Consider the following 17,513-nt stretch of genomic DNA (forward strand, 5'->3'; position numbering starts at 1 on the left):
AACCGTTTCCTTCTCTCGGTGGCATCGCCGCCCACACTAGGGTTCGGGAACGTCATAACGGGCGTTCCCGCCGAGGGGCGGTGGCCTCGGGAAGGGTCAGGCGGCCGGTCGGAAGAGGAAGTGGCTGGTGCCGGCGCCCTCGTGCTCGACCTCGCGGACGACCTCGAAGCCGAAGCGCTCGTAGAAGCCGACGCTCTTGACGTCGAGGGTCTGGGTGAACACGGGGAGGCGCTGCGCGTCGGCCTCCTCCAGCCCGGAGGCGAGCAGGGAACGGCCCAGTCCGAGGTCGGTCGCGCTCGGGTCGACGCCCAGAGCGGCCAGGTACAGGTGCGGCTCCTGCGGGGTGGCCATCTTCCATTCGGCGAACAGGCGGATGAAGGCGGTGAGCCTGGCCCGGCCGATCAGGGCGCCCCAGTGCGGCCAGGTGCGCATCGACACCAGGGGACCCTCCGGGTTGGAGGTGGGCGGGGCCCAGAGCGCGGCCGCGCGCACGGTCGGGGCGGAGTCCTCGGTCTCGGCGAGCTCGGTCACGCGGGTGTCCCCGGCGGGCACGTAGCCGAACCCGGCGGTCAGCGCGAAGAAACGGCGCACCTTGGCCATGCGGGTCTCCTCGTCGGGGAAGAGCCACAGGAAGAGCGGGTCGTCGTGGAGGGCGAGGGAGAGGACCCGGGCGATGCCGGGGACGTCGTCGAGCGTGGCGGCGCGAGCAACTGAGGTGGCGGTCGGACTCATCGCTTGCTACTTCCTGGTAGGTGGGTTCCGTTCATGGTAGATCACGAAGCGGTCACGGTGTTCACGTGGTGCTCGCGTCGGGAACGGGCTGGGCGAAGACGTGGGCCCGCACCCAGGCGTGCATCGCCACCGCCGCGGCCGCCCCGGCGTTGATCGACCGTGTCGAACCGAACTGTGCGATCGACAACACCGCCGCGCACACCTCGCGCACCTCCTCGGAGAGCCCCGGGCCCTCCTGACCGAACACCAGCACGGCGTTGCGGGGGAGGGGATAGGTCTCCAACGGGACGGCGCCCGGAAGGTTGTCCACCCCGATCAGCACCAGATCCCGTTCGGCCGCCCAGGCCACCAGGGAACCGGTGTCCGGGTGGTGGTGCACGTGTTGGTAGCGGTCGGTCACCATCGCGCCTCGACGGTTCCACCGGCGCTTGCCCACGATGTGCACCGCCGAGCACCCGAAGGCGTTGGCGGTGCGCACGACCGATCCGATGTTGAAATCGTGCGACCAGTTCTCCACCGCCACGTGGAAATCGTGCCGGACCGTGTCCAGGTCGGCGATGATCGCCTCACGTCGCCAGTAGCGGTACCGGTCGACCACGTTGCGCCGGTCGCCTCCGGCGAGCAGTTCGGGATCGTAGTGGTCGCCTTCGGGCCAAGGGCCGGACCAGGGGCCCACACCCACCTCACGTGCCTCGTCCATTCCCTCGGTGGACTCGACGGGGATCACTGTCGGTGCGGCCTCGGCGGCGGGGTGCTCGTTCATCGACTCCAGCTTATGAACGGCCCCCACCGGATTCCCCGGACGGTCCGGGGCCCGCGTCGGCGCACGGGCCCCGACCGGCTCAGAGCCGGATGTCCCCGTTGAAGTCCCGGCCCATGATGACCCTGGCGTCACCGGACACGTTCCCCTCGATCACGTTGCCGACGGAATCATCGCTCTCTCGGGTCGCCTCCGCGCGAAGCCGACCCACGAGTTCGCGGATCTCGGGGTCCTCCTCCTCGGCCCGCTCCAGACGTTCGGCCACGACCTCGATGGCCTGTGGCCGTTCGGGCCCCTCGAAGCGGGCGCTCACCAGCGCGCTCTGGGCCTCGGGGTCCTGGACGAAGCGCCGGGTCAGCGCCTGGGCGAGCTTTCCGAGAAGGGCGTTGGCCCCCTCACCGAGCTTGGTGGCGACTCCGGTGGCGACGGCGGTGGCGATGGAGAGGATGACGGGGTCCGACATGGGGGGCTCCTTGTTCGTGGGGTTCTGTCGTCCCCAGTCTTCCCCTCAGGCCGGGGTCCGTCGCCCCTTTCGCGACACCAGGAGGGCGATGGCCCGCCAACCGAGCATCGTCGCGGCCAGGAACAGCGAGGTCACCAGGACGAAGGAGAACGGGGCGCCCTCCCCGGAGAGCAGCCGCAGCGGCATCGCGCCCACGACGGTCACCGCCCACACGAGCACCCCGGTCGGCCAGAGCCGGGCGGGGGAGCGCCAGGCGAGGGTGGCCGCCCACCCGAGGGCGAGCGCGACCAGGAACGGCCACGCCGTCCCGAGCACGGCGGTCGGCGTCAGGCCGGTCTCGTGGTCGGCCTTGCCCACCACGACGAAGACGAGCACGCAGACCAGGTCGGCCGCCAAGGCGAGCGGCACCGCATACGAACGCATAGTCCCAGGCTAGACCCGTCTCCCGTACCCCTGAAGGAGGGGCGGGGATCCGGGCGCGGGCCCGGCCGCCGTCCGAGAGAGAACCGTACAGGGGGAAAGGGCGTCCCAGAGGACGGGCCTCGGAACCCCGTAGCCCTTCTCAGCCCTTCCCCCTCAGATCCGGGAACGCCCCCTTCCATGACTTCGACGTCCCCCCTCCCGAGCGGTGTCCTGCCCCTCGTCCCAGGAGACCCCTCCCACCTGGGCCCCTTCCGGCTGTTCGGCCGACTCGGCTCGGGCGGCATGGGGGTGGTGTACGCGGCGGTGGACGGGAACGACCGTCGGGCGGCCGTCAAGTGCGTCCACCGTTCCCACGCGGCCGATCGGGAGTTCCGCGCGCGGTTCGCCCGGGAGGTGCGGCTGGTGCGCCGGGTCCGGGCGAAGAGCGTTCCGGCCTTCCTGGGCGCCGACACCAGGGCCGACCTGCCCTGGATGGCCACCGAGTACGTCCCCGGTCCCACCCTCGATCGTCATGTACGCGAGCACGGGCCGCTCCGGGGCATGGACGTGAGCGTCTTCGCGCGGGGCGTGGCCGAGGCGCTGGTCGCCGTCCACGCGGCGGGCGTGGTGCACCGTGACCTGAAGCCGGGCAACGTGATCCTTGCTCCGGACGGTCCGAAGGTGCTGGACTTCGGGATCGCCCGGGCGGCGGAGGAGAGCGCCCTGACCCGGACCGGCGGTCTGGTGGGGACCCCGGGCTGGATCTCCCCGGAACAGTACGGAGGCGCGGAGGCCACCGAACGCTCCGACGTGTTCGCCTGGGCCGGGCTGGTCGCCTACGCGGCGACCGGGAACGGGCCCTTCGGGGAGGGGACCTCCGATGTGGTGGCCGCCCGGGTCCTGTCGGAGCCGCCCTCCCTGGTCGGGGTCGCGGAACCCCTGCGCGGTCTTCTGGAGCGGGCCCTGGACAAGGATCCCGGCCGGCGCCCCACCGCCGCCGAGGCCGTGGCCGCGATCGAACCCGTTGGGGGGACGTTCACCGGTGCGCCCGGGGCCTTCACCGAGAGCGCCGAGGCGTGGAGCGGGTACGCCCCGCCCCGTCGCTCCTGGCCGCGCCGCCACCGGAGGGCGCTGTCCCTGGGGGCGGCGGGGCTGACGCTCGCCCTGGTGGCGGGGGTCGGACTGTGGGCCCTGGCCGAGGGGCGTCTCGCCGGTGACGGCGCGACCGGGAATGTCGCCGGTGGGACCGGGTCCGAGGGGGAACCGGTGGGTGGGGCCGGCGGAGGCGGATCGATACCCGCCGACGTCCCCGAGGAGTACCGCGACCTGTACGAGAACGGGATCGTGACCGTGGCCCCGGACGAGAACGCCGGTGACACGCTCGTCCGCACGATCGGGTCGGACGGGGGCGGGGATGCTCTGGACCAGGTCCGGCTCGACATGAGCGAGCACACCTGGTCGTACAACATGAGCCCGACCATCACCGTCACGGCCGAGTACCTCCTGGACTTCGGGGAGCTCCGGATCCACAGCAACGACTTCGCGATGGTCGAACGGATCGAACCCGAGGACACGCATCTGACGACCGTGCCGGCGAACAGCGGCGGAACCCTGGCCGTCCTCTCCCCGGAGGAACCGACCGCCGGGTTCTCACTCGTCTTCGTGACCGGCGGCAACGCCTCGGAGAGGGACGACGTCTTCGCCGTCTACTACGTCCCCGGCGAAGTGGCCCACGGCGGTACCCGGCCGGAGGTCGGGTACCCGGGAGGGCTCTGCTACCTCTGGCGCGGCGCCGGAATGAGCGAATCCTACGGTGTCCCCGATCCGGAGGAGCCCACCCCCTTCGACGCGACCCTCTCGGGGGGCTCGCCGACGAACGGTTGTGTCTACGGCCCCAACAAGGACCTTCTCTCGAACGGCTGACCCCGCCCCACCTCGATATCCCCGACCTCGACAGGAAACGCAGATGCCCCCCAACGCCCCCTTCTCGCACGACCGCCTGCCGCCCGGTGTGGACCCGCCCGGGCGAGGCGACCCCGAACGGCTCGGCGACTACCGGGTGGTAGGGCGGATCGGCGCGGGCGGCATGGGCGCGGTCTACGCCGGTGTCACCGACGCCGGTTCGGCCGCCGCGGTCAAGGTGGTCCACGCACAGTTCGCGGCCGATCCCGAGTTCCGGGCCCGCTTCGCCCGTGAGGTCGGCCTGGTCTCCCGGGTCCGCGCCACCTGCGCCCCGGCCTTCCTCGGCGCCGATACCGAGGCCGCCGCCCCGTGGATGGCCACCGAGTACGTCCCGGGTCTGACCCTGCGGCAGCACGTGAAGCGGAACGGTCCGTTGACCGGGGGCATGCTCACCGCGTTCGCGGTCGGCCTGGCCGAGGCGCTGACCGCGATCCACACCGCCGGCGTGGTGCATCGTGACCTGAAGCCGGGCAACGTGATCCTGGCCCCGGACGGTCCGAAGGTGCTGGACTTCGGGATCGCACGAGCCGCCGACGGCACCGTGCTCACCGCCACCGGCGGCCTGCACGGGACACCGGGCTGGGTCTCTCCCGAGCAGTACGAGGGGGCCGACGCGACCGGTTACTCCGACATGTTCGCCTGGGGCGGTCTGGTGGCCCTCGCCGCGACCGGGAGGGACCCGTTCGGCAAGGGCGCCGTGGACGGGGTCATCCATCGCAGCAGGTACGAGGAGCCCGACCTGGACGGGGTGCCCGAGCACCTGATGTCCCTGGTGGGCCGCTCGCTCTCCAAGGACCCGGGCGGTCGCCCTCGTGCCGATGAGGCCCTGATGGAGCTGACCCGTGGCTGGTCGGCGACCCGGATCATGCCGGCCGGGGCGCCACCGCCCGACGGTGCGGGGGAGTCGGGGACGGACGCGCGTCCCACGGAGATCGTGCCCGAACTGCTGGCCACCGAATGGACCGAGGTGAGCGATCCGGGGACCCGCCGGGTGCGCGGTCCACGCCGTGTCCTGCTCCTGTCCGCCGGGGCCGCCGCGCTGGTGGTCGCGCTGATCGGCGGTCTGCTCGTGGTCGATCGCGTCGGAGGAGAGGGCTCCTCCTCGACCGACGGCCTGCCCTGGGGGAGCGGTGCCGACGAAGGCGATGGCGGGAACGGTTCGGGAGGGGATTCCGGCACGGTGGAGGATGGGGCCCCGCTGGTCCAGAGCATCCCCGAGGACGGTACGGCGGTGGTCGCCGAGGCGATCGAGCTGATGGAGGGGGCGCCGGACCTCCTGTACCGGTCGGACTCCCACGCCGACCAGGAACGAGGCCATCCGGTGGCCTCCGTCGTCGAGTACAGCGGGGATCCTGTGCGCGTCTTCCAGAAGCGGACCTACGACCTGACCGGGATCGGACTCAACCTCCGCTACGGCGACGATCTGGAGAACCAGGTGTTCGGGCTGGTCCCCATGGCCCAACTCGAATCGGAGGAGGACCCCGACTATTACCGGCAGGAGGGGAACCCCACCGGCGAGTGGGACCCCATGGAGGAGCTGGGCTGGGGGCTGGCGTGGATCCTGGAACCGGACGCGGAGATCGAGTATCAGGGGCGAAGCCGGGTCCCCCACGAACAGGAGTTCGTCGACGGTGGCGTCAGCCGGTGGCTGGAGGGCTTCGAGGAGACCGACGGACACCACTACAGCGGGACCGTCACCCAGCGGACCGGCCTGGAACACTCCGACGGCGAGTCCATGAGCTTCGATCTGTGGATCGACGACGAGGGCTACCCGCTGCGCTTCGCCGGCTCCACGCTCTGGGTCCCCGACAACCCCGACCATCCGGACGTGGCCATGACCGAGGTCCGCGACTTCGACTTCGGCGAGGCCCGCGAGATCTACGTTCCCGACGAGGCGGAGATCCTGCCCGATCGGCCCTCGCCCGGTTTCTGACCCCACCGCGATCGAGAACCCGTACCCCCTTCACCCCTAACGGAACAGGACGATCCATGACGTCGCCCACACCCACCGCCCGCGTCGATCGCGGTCACCTGCCCCCCGGAGTCGTGGGGCTCGGGAGGAAGGACCCCGAGAGGGTCGGCCCCTACCGGACGCTCGGCGTGATCCGTCGTGACGCGGCGGGCGCGACCCTGCTGGCGGAGGCCGCCGACGGCGCCCTCGCCTCGGTCCGACTCCTCCCCGCCGAGGTCGCCGACGGCCCCGACGTGCGGGCCCGTCTGGCCGCCGAGGCCGGTCGACTCTCCCGCGCTCGGGCCCTGTGCCTGGCCGGGTACCGGGACGCCGACCTTCAGGCCGCCGAGCCCTGGCTGGCCACCGAGTACGTTCCCGGGCGGACCCTGGGAGAACACGTCACCGAACACGGTCCGCTGCGGGGAGAGACGCTCACCGCGCTGGCCGCGGGGACGGCGGAGGCCCTGGCCGCCTGGCACGCCCTCGGCGGCCTCCACCTCGCCCTGGACCCGTCCAGGGTCGTCCTGTCCCCACGGGGCCCGAAGATCGTGGATCCGGGGATCTCCTCCGCCACCGGCCGCCCGCTCGGCGACGGGCGTTGGGCGGCCCCGGAACAGGGGGCCGTCGACGGATCCGCCGACGTCTTCGCCTGGGGACGCCTGATGCGCTACGCGGCCACCGGCGCGGAACCCTCCGGAACGATGACGGACGATCCCGCTACGGGCGCCGTCTCCGACCCCCTGGCCTCGCTCATCGGCGAGGCGTCGCGGAGGGAACCCGGAGAACGGCCCACCGCGCTCCGGCTGCTGGAGGAGCTCACGCCCGGATCCGGAGGTGACCTGGGGCGAGCGGTCTCCGACCTTCTGGCCGGATCGTGGACCGGGGTGAGCGCCCCCGAACCGCGTCGGGCCCGCCGGTCGCGCACACCGGTGGTGGTGGGCGCGGCCTCGGTCGTGCTGGTGGGCGCGCTGGTGGGCGGCCTGCTGTGGAGCGGAGACGACTCCGGCGGTCCGCTCGGCGCCCTGAGCCCGACCGGCTCCGGATCGCAGGACACACAAGGGGAGGAGGACGCGACCTCGGGTGGAGGAGCCGAGGGGGCCGGAGAGGCCGAGGAGGGGACCACCCTCGCCGTCGAAAGCGATCCCACGGACGGCGCGGCCGTGGTCGCCGAGGCGCTCGAACTGGTTCGAGGGGCCTCGGACCTCCTGTACCGGGAGCACTTCAGGATCGACGAGGGGGGAAGTCCCTCGGTCGCCGTCCTGGAGTACACCGAGGAGCCGGTCCGGGCGGTACGGAACATGAACTACCACCCGATGGGGGCCTCGGTGAGTCTGCGGTTCGGCACCGACCTGGCGGAGGAGGTCGAAGGCATCATCGACCCCGCGACGGGCGACACCGGGAACATCGACTATCACCGGAGCGAAGGAGGGTCCGCCACGGGGACGGAGCTGTGGGAGGAGGCTCAGTGGCCGCTCGAATGGATCCTGGAGCCGGGCGCGGAGATCGAGTACCTGAGTCTGAGTCCGGTCCCCCACGAAACGAGCTTCGAGGACACCATCAGTGACGGTCTGGTGTTCGAGGCTGCCGAAGGCCACCACTACAGCGGGACCTACGTCGACGGGTCCGAGAGGCCGGAGGCCCGGGAGACCGTCGTGGACTTCGACCTGTGGATCGACGATCAGGGCCACCCGCTGCGCATCGAGGCGTCCGGTGTGATCTATCCGGAGAACCCAGCGCATCCGGACACGACCTTCGACCAGGAGCGGGACTACATCTTCCACGAGCCCCGCGAGATCCACGTCCCCGAGGAGTCGGAGCTCGGACCCTGAGCTCGGAACACCCCCGTCATCGTGAAGGGAAACGATGAGCACATCCCCCACCGAGAACCCGGGCCTGCCGCCCGGCCTCGAACCGCTCTCCGAGGCAGACCCCCGTCTGATCGGCCCCTACCGGCTCTTGGGTCGGATCGGGGCGGGAGGGATGGGCGTGGTGTACGCGGTGCTGGACCCCGGTGGCCTCTGCGTCGCGCTCAAGACCGTCCACGCGAAGTACGCGGATCGACCCGGACATCGGGAGGCGTTCGCACGAGAGGTCGAGATGCTGCGCCGCGCCGACGGGGTCAGCACCGCCCGAGTGCACGGCGCGGACCCGACGGCGCCGGTGCCGTGGCTGGCCTTCGACTACGTGCCCGGCCGGGATCTGCGTCGCCACGTGCGCGAGTTCGGCCCTTTGACCGGTGACATGCTGCGCACGTTCGCCCTGGGCGTGGCCGAAGGGCTGGCCACCCTGCACTCGGCGGGGATCGCGCATCGCGACATCAAGCCGGGCAACGTCATCCTGGCCCCGGACGGGCCCAAGATCGTGGACTTCGGTATCGCGGTCGAGGTCGGCACCGACCCGGAGCGGGACGCCTCGGCCTCCTACGGGACCCCGGGCTGGTCCGCGCCCGAACGCTACACCGGCGCCGTCGCCGATCCGGCGGCGGACGTGTTCGCCTGGGGCGGGCTGGTGGCCTTGGCCGCCACCGGCCGCGCCCCCTTCGGGAAAGGGGACGCGGCGGAGTTGGCCGCACGGGTCCAGGCGGGCGACCACGACGTCGAAGGGGTCCCCGAGGAGCTGCTGTCCCTGGTGGAGCGGGCGCTGTCGGTGCTCCCCGCCGAACGGCCCACCGCGTTCGACCTCCTGACCGCTCTGCTGCCGCCCGCCACGATGGAGTCGAACGTTCAGGCCGGGCCGGACTCCGACCGCGCCCGTACGCAGCGGGCGCTGCGCGGGATGCTGGCCGACTACTGGCACGGGGTGGACTCGGCCGGTCACGACCCGGCCCGTTGGGCCGCCGCGCTGGGAACCGTCTCCGCGGCGGGTCTGGGCGTGGCCGGGGCGGGGACCCTGGGCGCCGGCGCGGGCACCGGAGCGACCACGGGGGTGTCCGCCGCGGGTGTGGTGGGAGGAGCCGTGGGCAAGGCCGGTGGCGCCGCGGCCGGCGGAGGGTCGCTCGGCGCGGGCGCGACCGGTGGCGGTGGGCTGCTCGGAGTCCTGGGCGGGACCAAGGGCCTCGTCGCCGCTCTGGGGACGTTGACGCTGGTCGGCGGGTTGGCGGCGGGAGGGGCCTGGTATCTCGGGAACGACGCTCCGGCGGAGGAGGCGGCCGCCGAGGAGCCCGAGGAGGCCGGCCTCGCCGTCGACATGAACCCGGAGGATGGCGCGGCCGTGGTCGCCGAGGCCTTCACTCTGGCGTTGGAGGCCGACAGCTTCACCACCTACGACTTCGTATACGCGAGTGGTCTCGGTGACAGACCCGCCGGCTACTACGTTCAGACAGGGGGGCCGGTCCCCGCGATCCTCGTGAACAACTACATGATCACCGGCGGGAGCATGGCTCTGGGGGAGGGTCTGGACGATGTCGTGTACTTTTCCAACACGTCCTTCGACCCCGGTGAAGCGCCGGAGCGCGAGTACTACCGGTCGGACGGGTACGGGACCAGCGCGCCGGAGCACCCCCGAGAGCTTTGGGAGGAGCTTCTCGACGTGGTGTTCGCCTATCTGGAACCGGTCGATCTGATCTACGAGGGCACCGGTACGACCCCGACGGAGTTTCTCCCCGACGAGTTCTTCGCCTATGGCCAAGTGTTGGAGCGTCCGGGGCATCGATATACGGGCACCTATATCGAAGAGGATTACCTGGATTACGGGGACGTGGAGGCCACACTGGAGTTCTGGGTCGATGAGGCCGGGTATCCGTTGTACTTCGATCAGAACGTCTCGCCGGGAGGAACGGACCCGGACACCGGGAGACCCGTCGAACACGGGTATCGCGTCGAGTTCGCCGGTTTCGACCAACCGATCGACCTCTACGTCCCCACCGCGGACGAGATCCGGGACGAACCTTCGTGATCTTCAGGTGGCGTCCCCGCCTCTTCGGAAATGATGGGCCCCGGCGCCGTTACGGCACCGGGGCCCATGCGCGCTAGGCGCCCTTCAGGTTCTCCTTGAGGAAGTCGACCTGGAGCAGCAGCAGGTTCTCCGCGGTCACCGGGTCGGCGGGGCTGTGCGTCACGCCGGCGAGCGGCAGCACGGTGTGCGGACGGCCGGCGGCGAGCAGGGCCTCCGACATGCGCTGGGTGTGCGCGAACACGACGTTGTCGTCGATGAGCCCGTGGACGAGCATCAGCGGACGTCGCAGTTCTACGGCGTCCGAGACCAGCGACAGACGCTCGTACACCTCCTTCTGCTCCTGAGGCGTGCCCAGGTAGCGTTCGGTGTAGTGCGTGTCGTACAGCGCCCAGTCGATGACCGGGGCGCCCGCCACCGCCGCGTGGAACACGTCCGGGCGGCGCAGGACCGCCAACGCGGACAGGTAGCCGCCGAACGACCAGCCGTGGATGCCCACCCGGGTCGCGTCCAGGAAGTCGAACCGGCCGAGCGCGTCCTCCAGGGCGGCCACCTGGTCGTCCAGCACCGGGCCGGCCAGGTCGTGGTGGACCTCCTGCTCCCACTCCACGCTCACGCCCGGGGTGCCGCGTCCGTCCGCGATGAGGACGGCGAAGCCCTGCTCGGCGAACCACTGGGCCGTCAGGTAGGCGCCGCGCGCGTTGAGCACCCGCTGGGCGTGGGGGCCGCCGTAGGGGGCCATCAGCACCGGCAGGGATCCCTCGCCCTCCTTCCACCAGGACGGCAGGAGCAGCGAGGTGGGGACGCGACGTTCGCCGGCGAACCAGGTCTCGACCCGGGGCTCGGGCAGTTCGGGGGTCTCGGCGAGGCTCTCGATCTCACCGTGCGTGCGGCGGGTCTCGGTGCTCGCGCCGCGGATCACGTGGGTGCGCACCCCGGTGAAGTCCAGGGAACGGTGCTGGAGCACCAGGGTGTCGCCGCGCAGGCGCCCGGAGAGCAGACCGCCCTCGCCGCCGCCCGGTACCTCCACCGGAAGGCAGGTGCCCTCGCGGGTGTCGGCCAGCCACAGCGCCAGGTCGCCGGGGCGGCCCTCGGGTGAGCCGGAGAACAGTACCCGGTCGCCGTCCACGTCCACCACGCCCCGCAGGTACACGTCGGCGGCGCTCACGGCGTTCTCGCCCACGTACACGCGACGGGCGCCGGTGCCCTCCTCACGGGCGATCCACACCGGGGCTCCCGAGGCGGTGAAGTCCGGAACACCCGGCATGAGCTCCACCCACACCTCGTCGCTCTCGGTGCGCACCGCCGAGACCAGTCCGGTGGCGGGGTCGGAGCTGAACAGGGTGAGGGTCCGCTGGTCGCGGCTCTGGGCGGTGAAGATCAGGGTGGGGTTCCCGTCGGGGCCGGTCGTCCAACCCACGGTGGGCAGGTAGGGCAGCGCCTCCCGGTCCCACTCGATCGGGGCGGGGGTGGGGCGGCCGTCGGCCCGGTAGGCGGTGGGGGAGGGGACGGAGACGACCGCCAGCCGCACGTCCGGGTTGGCGGTGCCCGCCGCCGGATAGCGCAGCGGCTGCGGTTCCCGATCGGGGCGGTTCGGGTCTCCGACGAACCAGCGGTTCACCTCGGACTCGTCGACGCGGCTCACCGCGAGGGAGGCGCCGTCGGGCGACCACCAGAAGCCGCGGACCCGGCCCATCTCCTCCGCGGAGACCAGGTCGGCCAGACCCCAGGTGACGTGCTCGCCGTCCGGCTCCACGAGGATCCGGTCCCGGTCCTCGTCGCCGTTGTCGGTGATGTCGATGACCCGGACCGCGCCCTGGTGCACGTAGGCCACCCGGTCGCCGGCCGGGTCGATCCTCGGGTCCACGGCCGGGGTGGCCACCGGAAGCTCGCGCGGAGCGGTGTCGTCGCCGACCAGGTCGACGTAGAACACGCGACCGGACAGGGTGAACACGGCGCGGGTGAAGGCGTCGTCGACGGTGTAGGAGACGATGCCGCCGCCGTGCTCGCGCATCCGCTCACGGCGGGCGCGCTCCTCCGGGGGGAGGTTCTCGTCGTCCGCGCCGAGCTCTCGGGGGTCGGCGAGCACGGTCACCGCGCCGTTCTCCGGGGTGTACCGCCACAGGCAGGTCGCCGTGTCGGTGCCGTTCCGGCCGCGCAGGAAGGTGACGCTCTCCCCGTCCGGGGAGATCTGGAAGTTGCGGGGGACCCCGATCGTGAAGCGCTGGGTCCGGGCCTGTTGACGAGGAAAGCTCATAGGCCGATTGTGTCCCATCACCTGGACGGGGCGCTGCGGCGGCTTCGACGCCCGGGGAGCGGACCGGTCGAATTCAGGCCTTTGTTCAGGGAAGGCCTGGTCCGGGGGGTATTGTTCGCTGGGTGATGGACAGGCGACTGATGATGGTGCACGCGCACCCGGACGACGAGAGCATCGTCACCGGTGCCACGCTGGCGAAGTACGCGGCCGAGGGGGTCGGGGTCACCCTGGTGACCTGCACCCTGGGCGAGGAGGGGGAGGTCATTCCGCCGGAACTGGCCCACCTGACCTCCGACCGTGATGACCGACTCGGCGAGTACCGGATCGGGGAGCTGGACAAGGCCTGCGGGGCCTTGGGGGTGCGGGACCACCGTTTCCTCGGCGGCCCCGGGCACTACCGCGACTCCGGGATGATGGGCGGCCCCACGAACCGTCACCCCAAGGCCTTCTGGGGCGTGGACGTCGAAGAGCCGGCCGCCCTGCTCGCCGAGATCATCCGCGAGGTCCGTCCCCACGTGCTCGTGAGCTACGACGAGCACGGCGGCTATGGGCACCCCGACCACATCCAGGCCCACCGGGTCACCCGCCGCGCCTGCGCGAAGGCCGGCGAGCGCACCCTCCCCGGCGCCCCCTGGAAGGTGGAGAGGCTCTACGCGATCGCGCAGCCGGTCTCCCGGATCGAGGCCTCCATCGCCCGCCTCAACGAGGAGGCGGGGCCCTTCACCCCGCCGAGTCGGGTCTCCGACATCGCCCGAGGCACCCCGGACTCGATCGTCACCACCCGGATCGACGCCACCGACCACTGGGCGGCCAAGGCCCTGGCGATGCGCGCGCACGCCACCCAGATCACCGTCGAGGGGGAGCGCTTCGCCCTCTCCAACGACATCGCCCAGGAGATCGACGCGGTCGAGTACTTCACCCTGCTGATGGGGACTCCCCCCAAGCCCGGCCCCGACGGCTACGAGACCGACCTCTTCGCCGGTCTGTGAGCTTCGGGCCGGCCACGGTCCGCCGAGCGCCTACCCTCGGTTTCCGTGAGCACACCTGTTTCCACCCCACAGCCCCAGGGCCGCCGTCCCGTGCCCTCGTTCGTGTCCCCGACGGTGACCGTGCTGTCGTTCCTGGTCCTGATGGCGACAGGGGCGGCCACCGGCGTCCTGTCCGGCTTCGGGGTGTCCTGGTTCGCCCGTGAGTGGCCCCTGGGCGGCCTGGCCCAGGTCAAGGCCGTCGCGGGGGTCCTGCTCCTGCTGGTGGCGCTGTACGCGCTGACCCGGCTGGCCGGCTGGGGGAGCCGCCGTCAGTCCGGGGCGCTGGGATTCTCGGCGGGCTTCGCGCTGTCCCTGATGGGCATGATCGGCTATCTGCCCGGCGGGGACATCATCTTCCCCGACGCGATCGTCAACTACGTCTTCCTGTTCGGCTCGATGGTGGCGTTGGCCCTCGGTGTGGTGCGCAGCGCGGCGCCCTTCCAGTGGCCGCCCGCGCCCACCACCGGAGAGAACGGGGCGGGGCGGATCGACGCTCCCGCCGATCCGCCCCGCTCCGTCGGAGACTGAGCCCGCTCAGCCCCAGAACTGCAACAGCAGCTCGCCGTGGAACATCATCCCGGTGATGGCCGGGTTGGGCAGGAGCAGCTCGAACAACGCGTAGAACAGGTCGTCGAAGAGGTCCCGGACCACCGGCAGCCAGAGCACGGCGAACACGGCGATCGAGCAGAAGAGGCCGTTGGCCGCCACGAACGCGGTCCAGCGCGTGCCGCGGAAGGCGGCCAGGACGTGGTAGCAGTCCAGGCCGGGCAGCGGCAGCAGGTTGACCGCCGCGCTGGTCATGTTGGCGAAGGCCAGGAAGGCCATCGAGGAGATCGCCCAGTTCACGCTGTCCTGGCCCGCCGGGACCAGGATCGACACGGTGAACGCCAGCACCGCGGACAGCAGCAGGCTCGCCAGCGGTCCGGCCAGGGCCACCATGACCCGGCGACCGCGACCCGGGATGTTCTCCCATTCCACGTAGGTGGGGGGCCCGTTCAGACCGAAGCCGCCCAGCCCCAGGTAGGCCGTGGGCAGCACGAGGCCACCGAAGGCCTGCCGGTATCCGAACGGGTTCAGCCGCAGGTAGGCGCTTCCCCGCAGGGAACGATCGCCGGCCAGGTAGGCGGCCAGGGCGTGGGCGAACTCGTGCACGGCCACCGACACGATCCAGCCGAGCAGGATGAGCAGGGGCGGGATGAACGGGGTGACCGCCGCGCCGTCGGCGGCCCAGTCCAGTTCCACGGCGCGCCAGGACAGCCAGCCCGCGAACCCGGCCAGGCCCAGGACGAGCAGGAAGAGGGGGCTGGGCAGGAAGTCGGCCGGTCCCCGCGAGGGGGTGTCGGACTCCGCGCTCTCGGGCGTCTCATCGGACTCATCGGAGTCGGTCGCGTCGCCCTCGCGTCCCTCCTCGGAACCGCCGTCCTCGTCCGCCCCGACCCCCGATCTGTTCAGGGCGTCCTCGGGCATCCGGGACCACGGATCGGCGGAGCGGGCCTCGTCGCCGCTGCCGGGGTCCTCGGCGTCGGGAACGGTCGTGTTCTCGGGTTCCGTCTGCTGGGGTGACTCGGGCGTGGGCATGAGGCTCCTGCTGGTCGCGGGTGGTTCGCGCTCCAGGTTAGGCCCTGATTTCGAGCTCCGCGCAGCGGGTGCCCTCACGTGGAGTGGTCGTACGGGCGGGGTCAGACGACGGCGCGAGGGGACACCGCCGACCTGTGCAGACAGGCCAGGGCGAACGATCGTCCCACCGGGGTCAGTTCACGGCGGCCCACGCTCTCGTCCCCCACGACCAGCCCGAGCGCCTCCAACAACCAGCCCACCGCCATCACCATGGCGCGTATCCGATCGGAGGAGTTCTCGGCCGTGCGGCGGTGCGCGGCCGCGTGCCGGCCGGAGGCCACAGGGGGTTCGAACGGACGCCACCCGGACTCGGTGAGCACCCGCTCGGCGGCCTCGGCGTCGGAGGTGCCCCGCCGGGCGTGGGACCCCAGTCCTTGAGGGGAGCGGGTCAGCAGCAGCCCCAGAAGCGTCTCCGCGGCGGCCTGTTCCAGACCGCCGCCCCGTCCCAGGGCCTCGGTGGCGGCGACCCACAGGGAATCGGGGTCCTCGCGCAGCCGCCTGCCGCGGCGGGTGAGTTCGAGTCGGCGTCCGGATCGACGGACCGCGCGCATGGACCTCAGCACCTGGTGCAGAGCGATGAGCTGGGTGGCGTCGGTCTCGTTGCGCGGCGGGTCGGGTGTGGTGCGCCAGCCGAAGTCCTCGCACATGAGTCTGACCACGCCGGGGGAGATGTAGCCGATCTGGGTGAGGGAGATCCCCTCCGCCGCCAGATCGAGCAGACGGCGTAGCGGGGCCATGGCGGTCTCGGCGTCCCTGGGGGTGTCCGCTCCGGCGATGATCTGTCCGACCAGAGGCCACAGGTGCTGCCGATGCGGGTGGGCGGAAGAGCCCAGCCAGGCGCGGACACGCTCCTCGCGGATCCGGTCCAGCCGGCTCAGGCCGTGCCGGTCGGGCTGGGTGAGGAAGGAGCGGGCGAAACGCTCCTGCGCGGGTCGCCAGCCGCGCTTGCCCGGCCGGATGTCACCGAGGGAGACCGCCAACTCCAGGGCCGCGGCGGTCTCGCCGCGCACGGTCAGTTCCACGTCGCCGACGGCGGTGCCCCAGGTCAGTTCGGGAAGGTCGGGGGGCTCCACCCCGGATTCCCACATGAGCCGCTCGTACATGGCCAGGGCGGCGTTGTGGTCGCGTTCGTACAGGTCCAGCAGGGCGGCGGTCTCGGGGGAGGAACAGACACCGGCGTAGCGGAACAGTTCGAGGAGTTGGAACAGTCGCCCCAGGGAACCCACGGCCAGCCGACGGTCCTCGGGGGAGTTCTGGAACCTGAGGGGGAGTTCGTACCAGCAGAGACGCTGGACGGCGTGTTGATGGAGCCGTTCGAGATCCTGCTCCGGGGCCAGGGTGTGCAGTGCAATGGCCGCCATCTCCGCCGACCGCTCGTCCCTACGGGCCAGTTCGGCGAGAGCCGACGCGACCGCCTCCCTCATGGTGGGCACCACCTCCCCGCGTGCCTAGGGCCCGTCCGTCCGGGGAACAGGACGTCCGGGCACGGTGCTTCGTTGTCGGCCCGAGGTCACGGTTGGGGGGCGCCGTCGACAGGGCTCAGCCTCTCCTACCCGGGAAAGGGTGAAGAATGCCGTGATGTGGGGTCTAGGAACGCTCACCCCGCCGTCGTGGGGGTACGGGGGGAACGACACGGCTGGCGACGATGGCGTTCTCGGCGACCTCGACCGTCGACTCGTCCCTGCGGCGCACGGTGAGGATCCCCTCGGACCAGGACTCCACCACACCGACGATATCGGTGAAGTCCCCTTCGGGGAGGGTGATTCGCAGGGAGACGCGCCGACCGACGTCATCCCGTGTGATTCTGTGGACCAGCCGGCCCCGCAAGTGCATGATTCCCGCCCCCGAGTGTGCGCCGAATGTCGTCCGGCGCCATACTAGGACGACGACATCTGTGCCAATAGCTTGCAGAGCCGGGAGCACGGGCGACGCCCGCACGTCGATCGTGGCCCCGGGAACTCTGAAGGTCCCCGCCTCCCCCGTGGGTGAGCGGGGGTGAGACAAGGAGTACGACGTGACCTACGTCATCGCGCAACCCTGTGTTGATGTTCTGGACAAGGCGTGCATCGACGAGTGCCCCGTGGACTGTATCTACGAGGGCGACCGCATGCTCTACATCCACCCGGACGAGTGCGTTGACTGTGGTGCGTGCGAGCCGGTGTGCCCCGTCGAGGCCATCTACTACGAGGACGACCTGCCCGAGCAGTGGTCCGAGTTCTACAAGGCCAACGTCGACTTCTTCGACGACCTCGGCTCGCCGGGCGGCGCCTCCAAGGTCGGCAAGATCGACCGCGACCACCCGATCGTCGCCAAGCTTCCTCCGCAGGCCGAGTGAGCGACGCTACGCCAACGCATCCCCTTGGCGCAGAGGTCGCGTGGGCGTGAGGCCTGCCCCGAGCGTGATGTGTCGCGCCGATCCCCGAGGCGGGGTCGGCGCGACGCTGTTGTGC

Annotated in this window: 15 protein-coding genes; 7 read left to right on the forward strand and 8 right to left on the reverse strand. The window is 71.4% G+C overall.

Annotated elements, in window-relative coordinates:
• Positions 1-96: 96 nt before the first annotated feature.
• From D451_RS0103320 to D451_RS0103335, 4 genes are all read right to left on the reverse strand, one after another.
• Positions 97-732, reverse strand: a complete 636-nt coding sequence (locus tag D451_RS0103320; RefSeq protein WP_017533419.1) for a GNAT family N-acetyltransferase — start codon at positions 730-732, stop codon at positions 97-99.
• Between the two features lie 61 nt (positions 733-793).
• Positions 794-1,495 carry a TrmH family RNA methyltransferase gene (locus tag D451_RS0103325; protein ID WP_017533420.1) on the reverse strand — a complete coding sequence of 234 codons (702 nt, stop codon included), beginning with the start codon at positions 1,493-1,495 and terminating at the stop codon, positions 794-796.
• Between the two features lie 79 nt (positions 1,496-1,574).
• Positions 1,575-1,955, reverse strand: a complete 381-nt coding sequence (locus D451_RS0103330) for a hypothetical protein (RefSeq protein ID WP_017533421.1) — start codon at positions 1,953-1,955, stop codon at positions 1,575-1,577.
• Between the two features lie 45 nt (positions 1,956-2,000).
• On the reverse strand, positions 2,001-2,378 hold the full coding sequence (locus D451_RS0103335) for a DUF3054 domain-containing protein (RefSeq protein WP_014910708.1): 378 nt from the start codon (positions 2,376-2,378) through the stop codon (positions 2,001-2,003).
• A 177-nt stretch (positions 2,379-2,555) separates the two neighbouring features.
• Here D451_RS0103335 and D451_RS0103340 point away from each other — a divergent pair, with 177 nt between their 5' ends.
• The 4 genes from D451_RS0103340 to D451_RS26235 are packed head-to-tail and all read left to right on the forward strand — an operon-like array spanning position 2,556 to position 10,164.
• On the forward strand, positions 2,556-4,280 hold the full coding sequence (locus tag D451_RS0103340; protein WP_017533422.1) for a serine/threonine-protein kinase: 1,725 nt from the start codon (positions 2,556-2,558) through the stop codon (positions 4,278-4,280).
• Positions 4,281-4,323: 43 nt separating this feature from the next.
• Complete coding sequence (locus tag D451_RS0103345) at positions 4,324-6,252, forward strand: serine/threonine protein kinase (protein ID WP_017533423.1); 1,929 nt, start codon at positions 4,324-4,326, stop codon at positions 6,250-6,252.
• A gap of 56 nt (positions 6,253-6,308) precedes the next feature.
• Positions 6,309-8,099 carry a serine/threonine-protein kinase gene (locus tag D451_RS0103350; protein ID WP_017533424.1) on the forward strand — a complete coding sequence of 597 codons (1,791 nt, stop codon included), beginning with the start codon at positions 6,309-6,311 and terminating at the stop codon, positions 8,097-8,099.
• Between the two features lie 34 nt (positions 8,100-8,133).
• Positions 8,134-10,164: a serine/threonine-protein kinase gene (locus D451_RS26235; RefSeq protein ID WP_017533425.1), complete on the forward strand. Its 2,031-nt coding sequence runs from the start codon at positions 8,134-8,136 to the stop codon at positions 10,162-10,164.
• A gap of 73 nt (positions 10,165-10,237) precedes the next feature.
• Here the strand turns inward: D451_RS26235 and D451_RS0103360 are convergent, their stop codons facing one another.
• Complete coding sequence (locus tag D451_RS0103360; protein WP_017533426.1) at positions 10,238-12,418, reverse strand: S9 family peptidase; 2,181 nt, start codon at positions 12,416-12,418, stop codon at positions 10,238-10,240.
• A gap of 122 nt (positions 12,419-12,540) precedes the next feature.
• Between D451_RS0103360 and mshB the strand changes: the two genes are divergently transcribed.
• On the forward strand, positions 12,541-13,407 hold the full coding sequence (gene mshB / locus D451_RS0103365) for an N-acetyl-1-D-myo-inositol-2-amino-2-deoxy-alpha-D-glucopyranoside deacetylase (RefSeq protein ID WP_193789587.1): 867 nt from the start codon (positions 12,541-12,543) through the stop codon (positions 13,405-13,407).
• Between the two features lie 45 nt (positions 13,408-13,452).
• A complete protein-coding gene (locus D451_RS0103370; RefSeq protein WP_241463279.1) occupies positions 13,453-13,974 on the forward strand; it encodes a hypothetical protein in 522 nt (173 codons plus the stop codon).
• Positions 13,975-13,980: 6 nt separating this feature from the next.
• Here D451_RS0103370 and D451_RS0103375 read toward each other — a convergent pair whose 3' ends face one another.
• The 3 genes from D451_RS0103375 to D451_RS0103385 form a co-directional block, all read right to left on the reverse strand.
• On the reverse strand, positions 13,981-15,024 hold the full coding sequence (locus tag D451_RS0103375; RefSeq protein WP_017533429.1) for a site-2 protease family protein: 1,044 nt from the start codon (positions 15,022-15,024) through the stop codon (positions 13,981-13,983).
• Between the two features lie 101 nt (positions 15,025-15,125).
• A complete protein-coding gene (locus D451_RS0103380) occupies positions 15,126-16,487 on the reverse strand; it encodes a hypothetical protein (RefSeq protein WP_014909873.1) in 1,362 nt (453 codons plus the stop codon).
• A gap of 163 nt (positions 16,488-16,650) precedes the next feature.
• Positions 16,651-16,896, reverse strand: a complete 246-nt coding sequence (locus tag D451_RS0103385; protein WP_017533430.1) for a putative acetyltransferase — start codon at positions 16,894-16,896, stop codon at positions 16,651-16,653.
• Between the two features lie 181 nt (positions 16,897-17,077).
• Between D451_RS0103385 and fdxA the strand changes: the two genes are divergently transcribed.
• Positions 17,078-17,398 carry a ferredoxin gene (gene fdxA / locus D451_RS0103390; protein WP_014908468.1) on the forward strand — a complete coding sequence of 107 codons (321 nt, stop codon included), beginning with the start codon at positions 17,078-17,080 and terminating at the stop codon, positions 17,396-17,398.
• Positions 17,399-17,513 lie beyond the last annotated feature (115 nt).

The organism is Nocardiopsis alba DSM 43377 (genome assembly GCF_000341225.1).
Classification (GTDB): Bacteria; Actinomycetota; Actinomycetes; order Streptosporangiales; family Streptosporangiaceae; genus Nocardiopsis; species Nocardiopsis alba.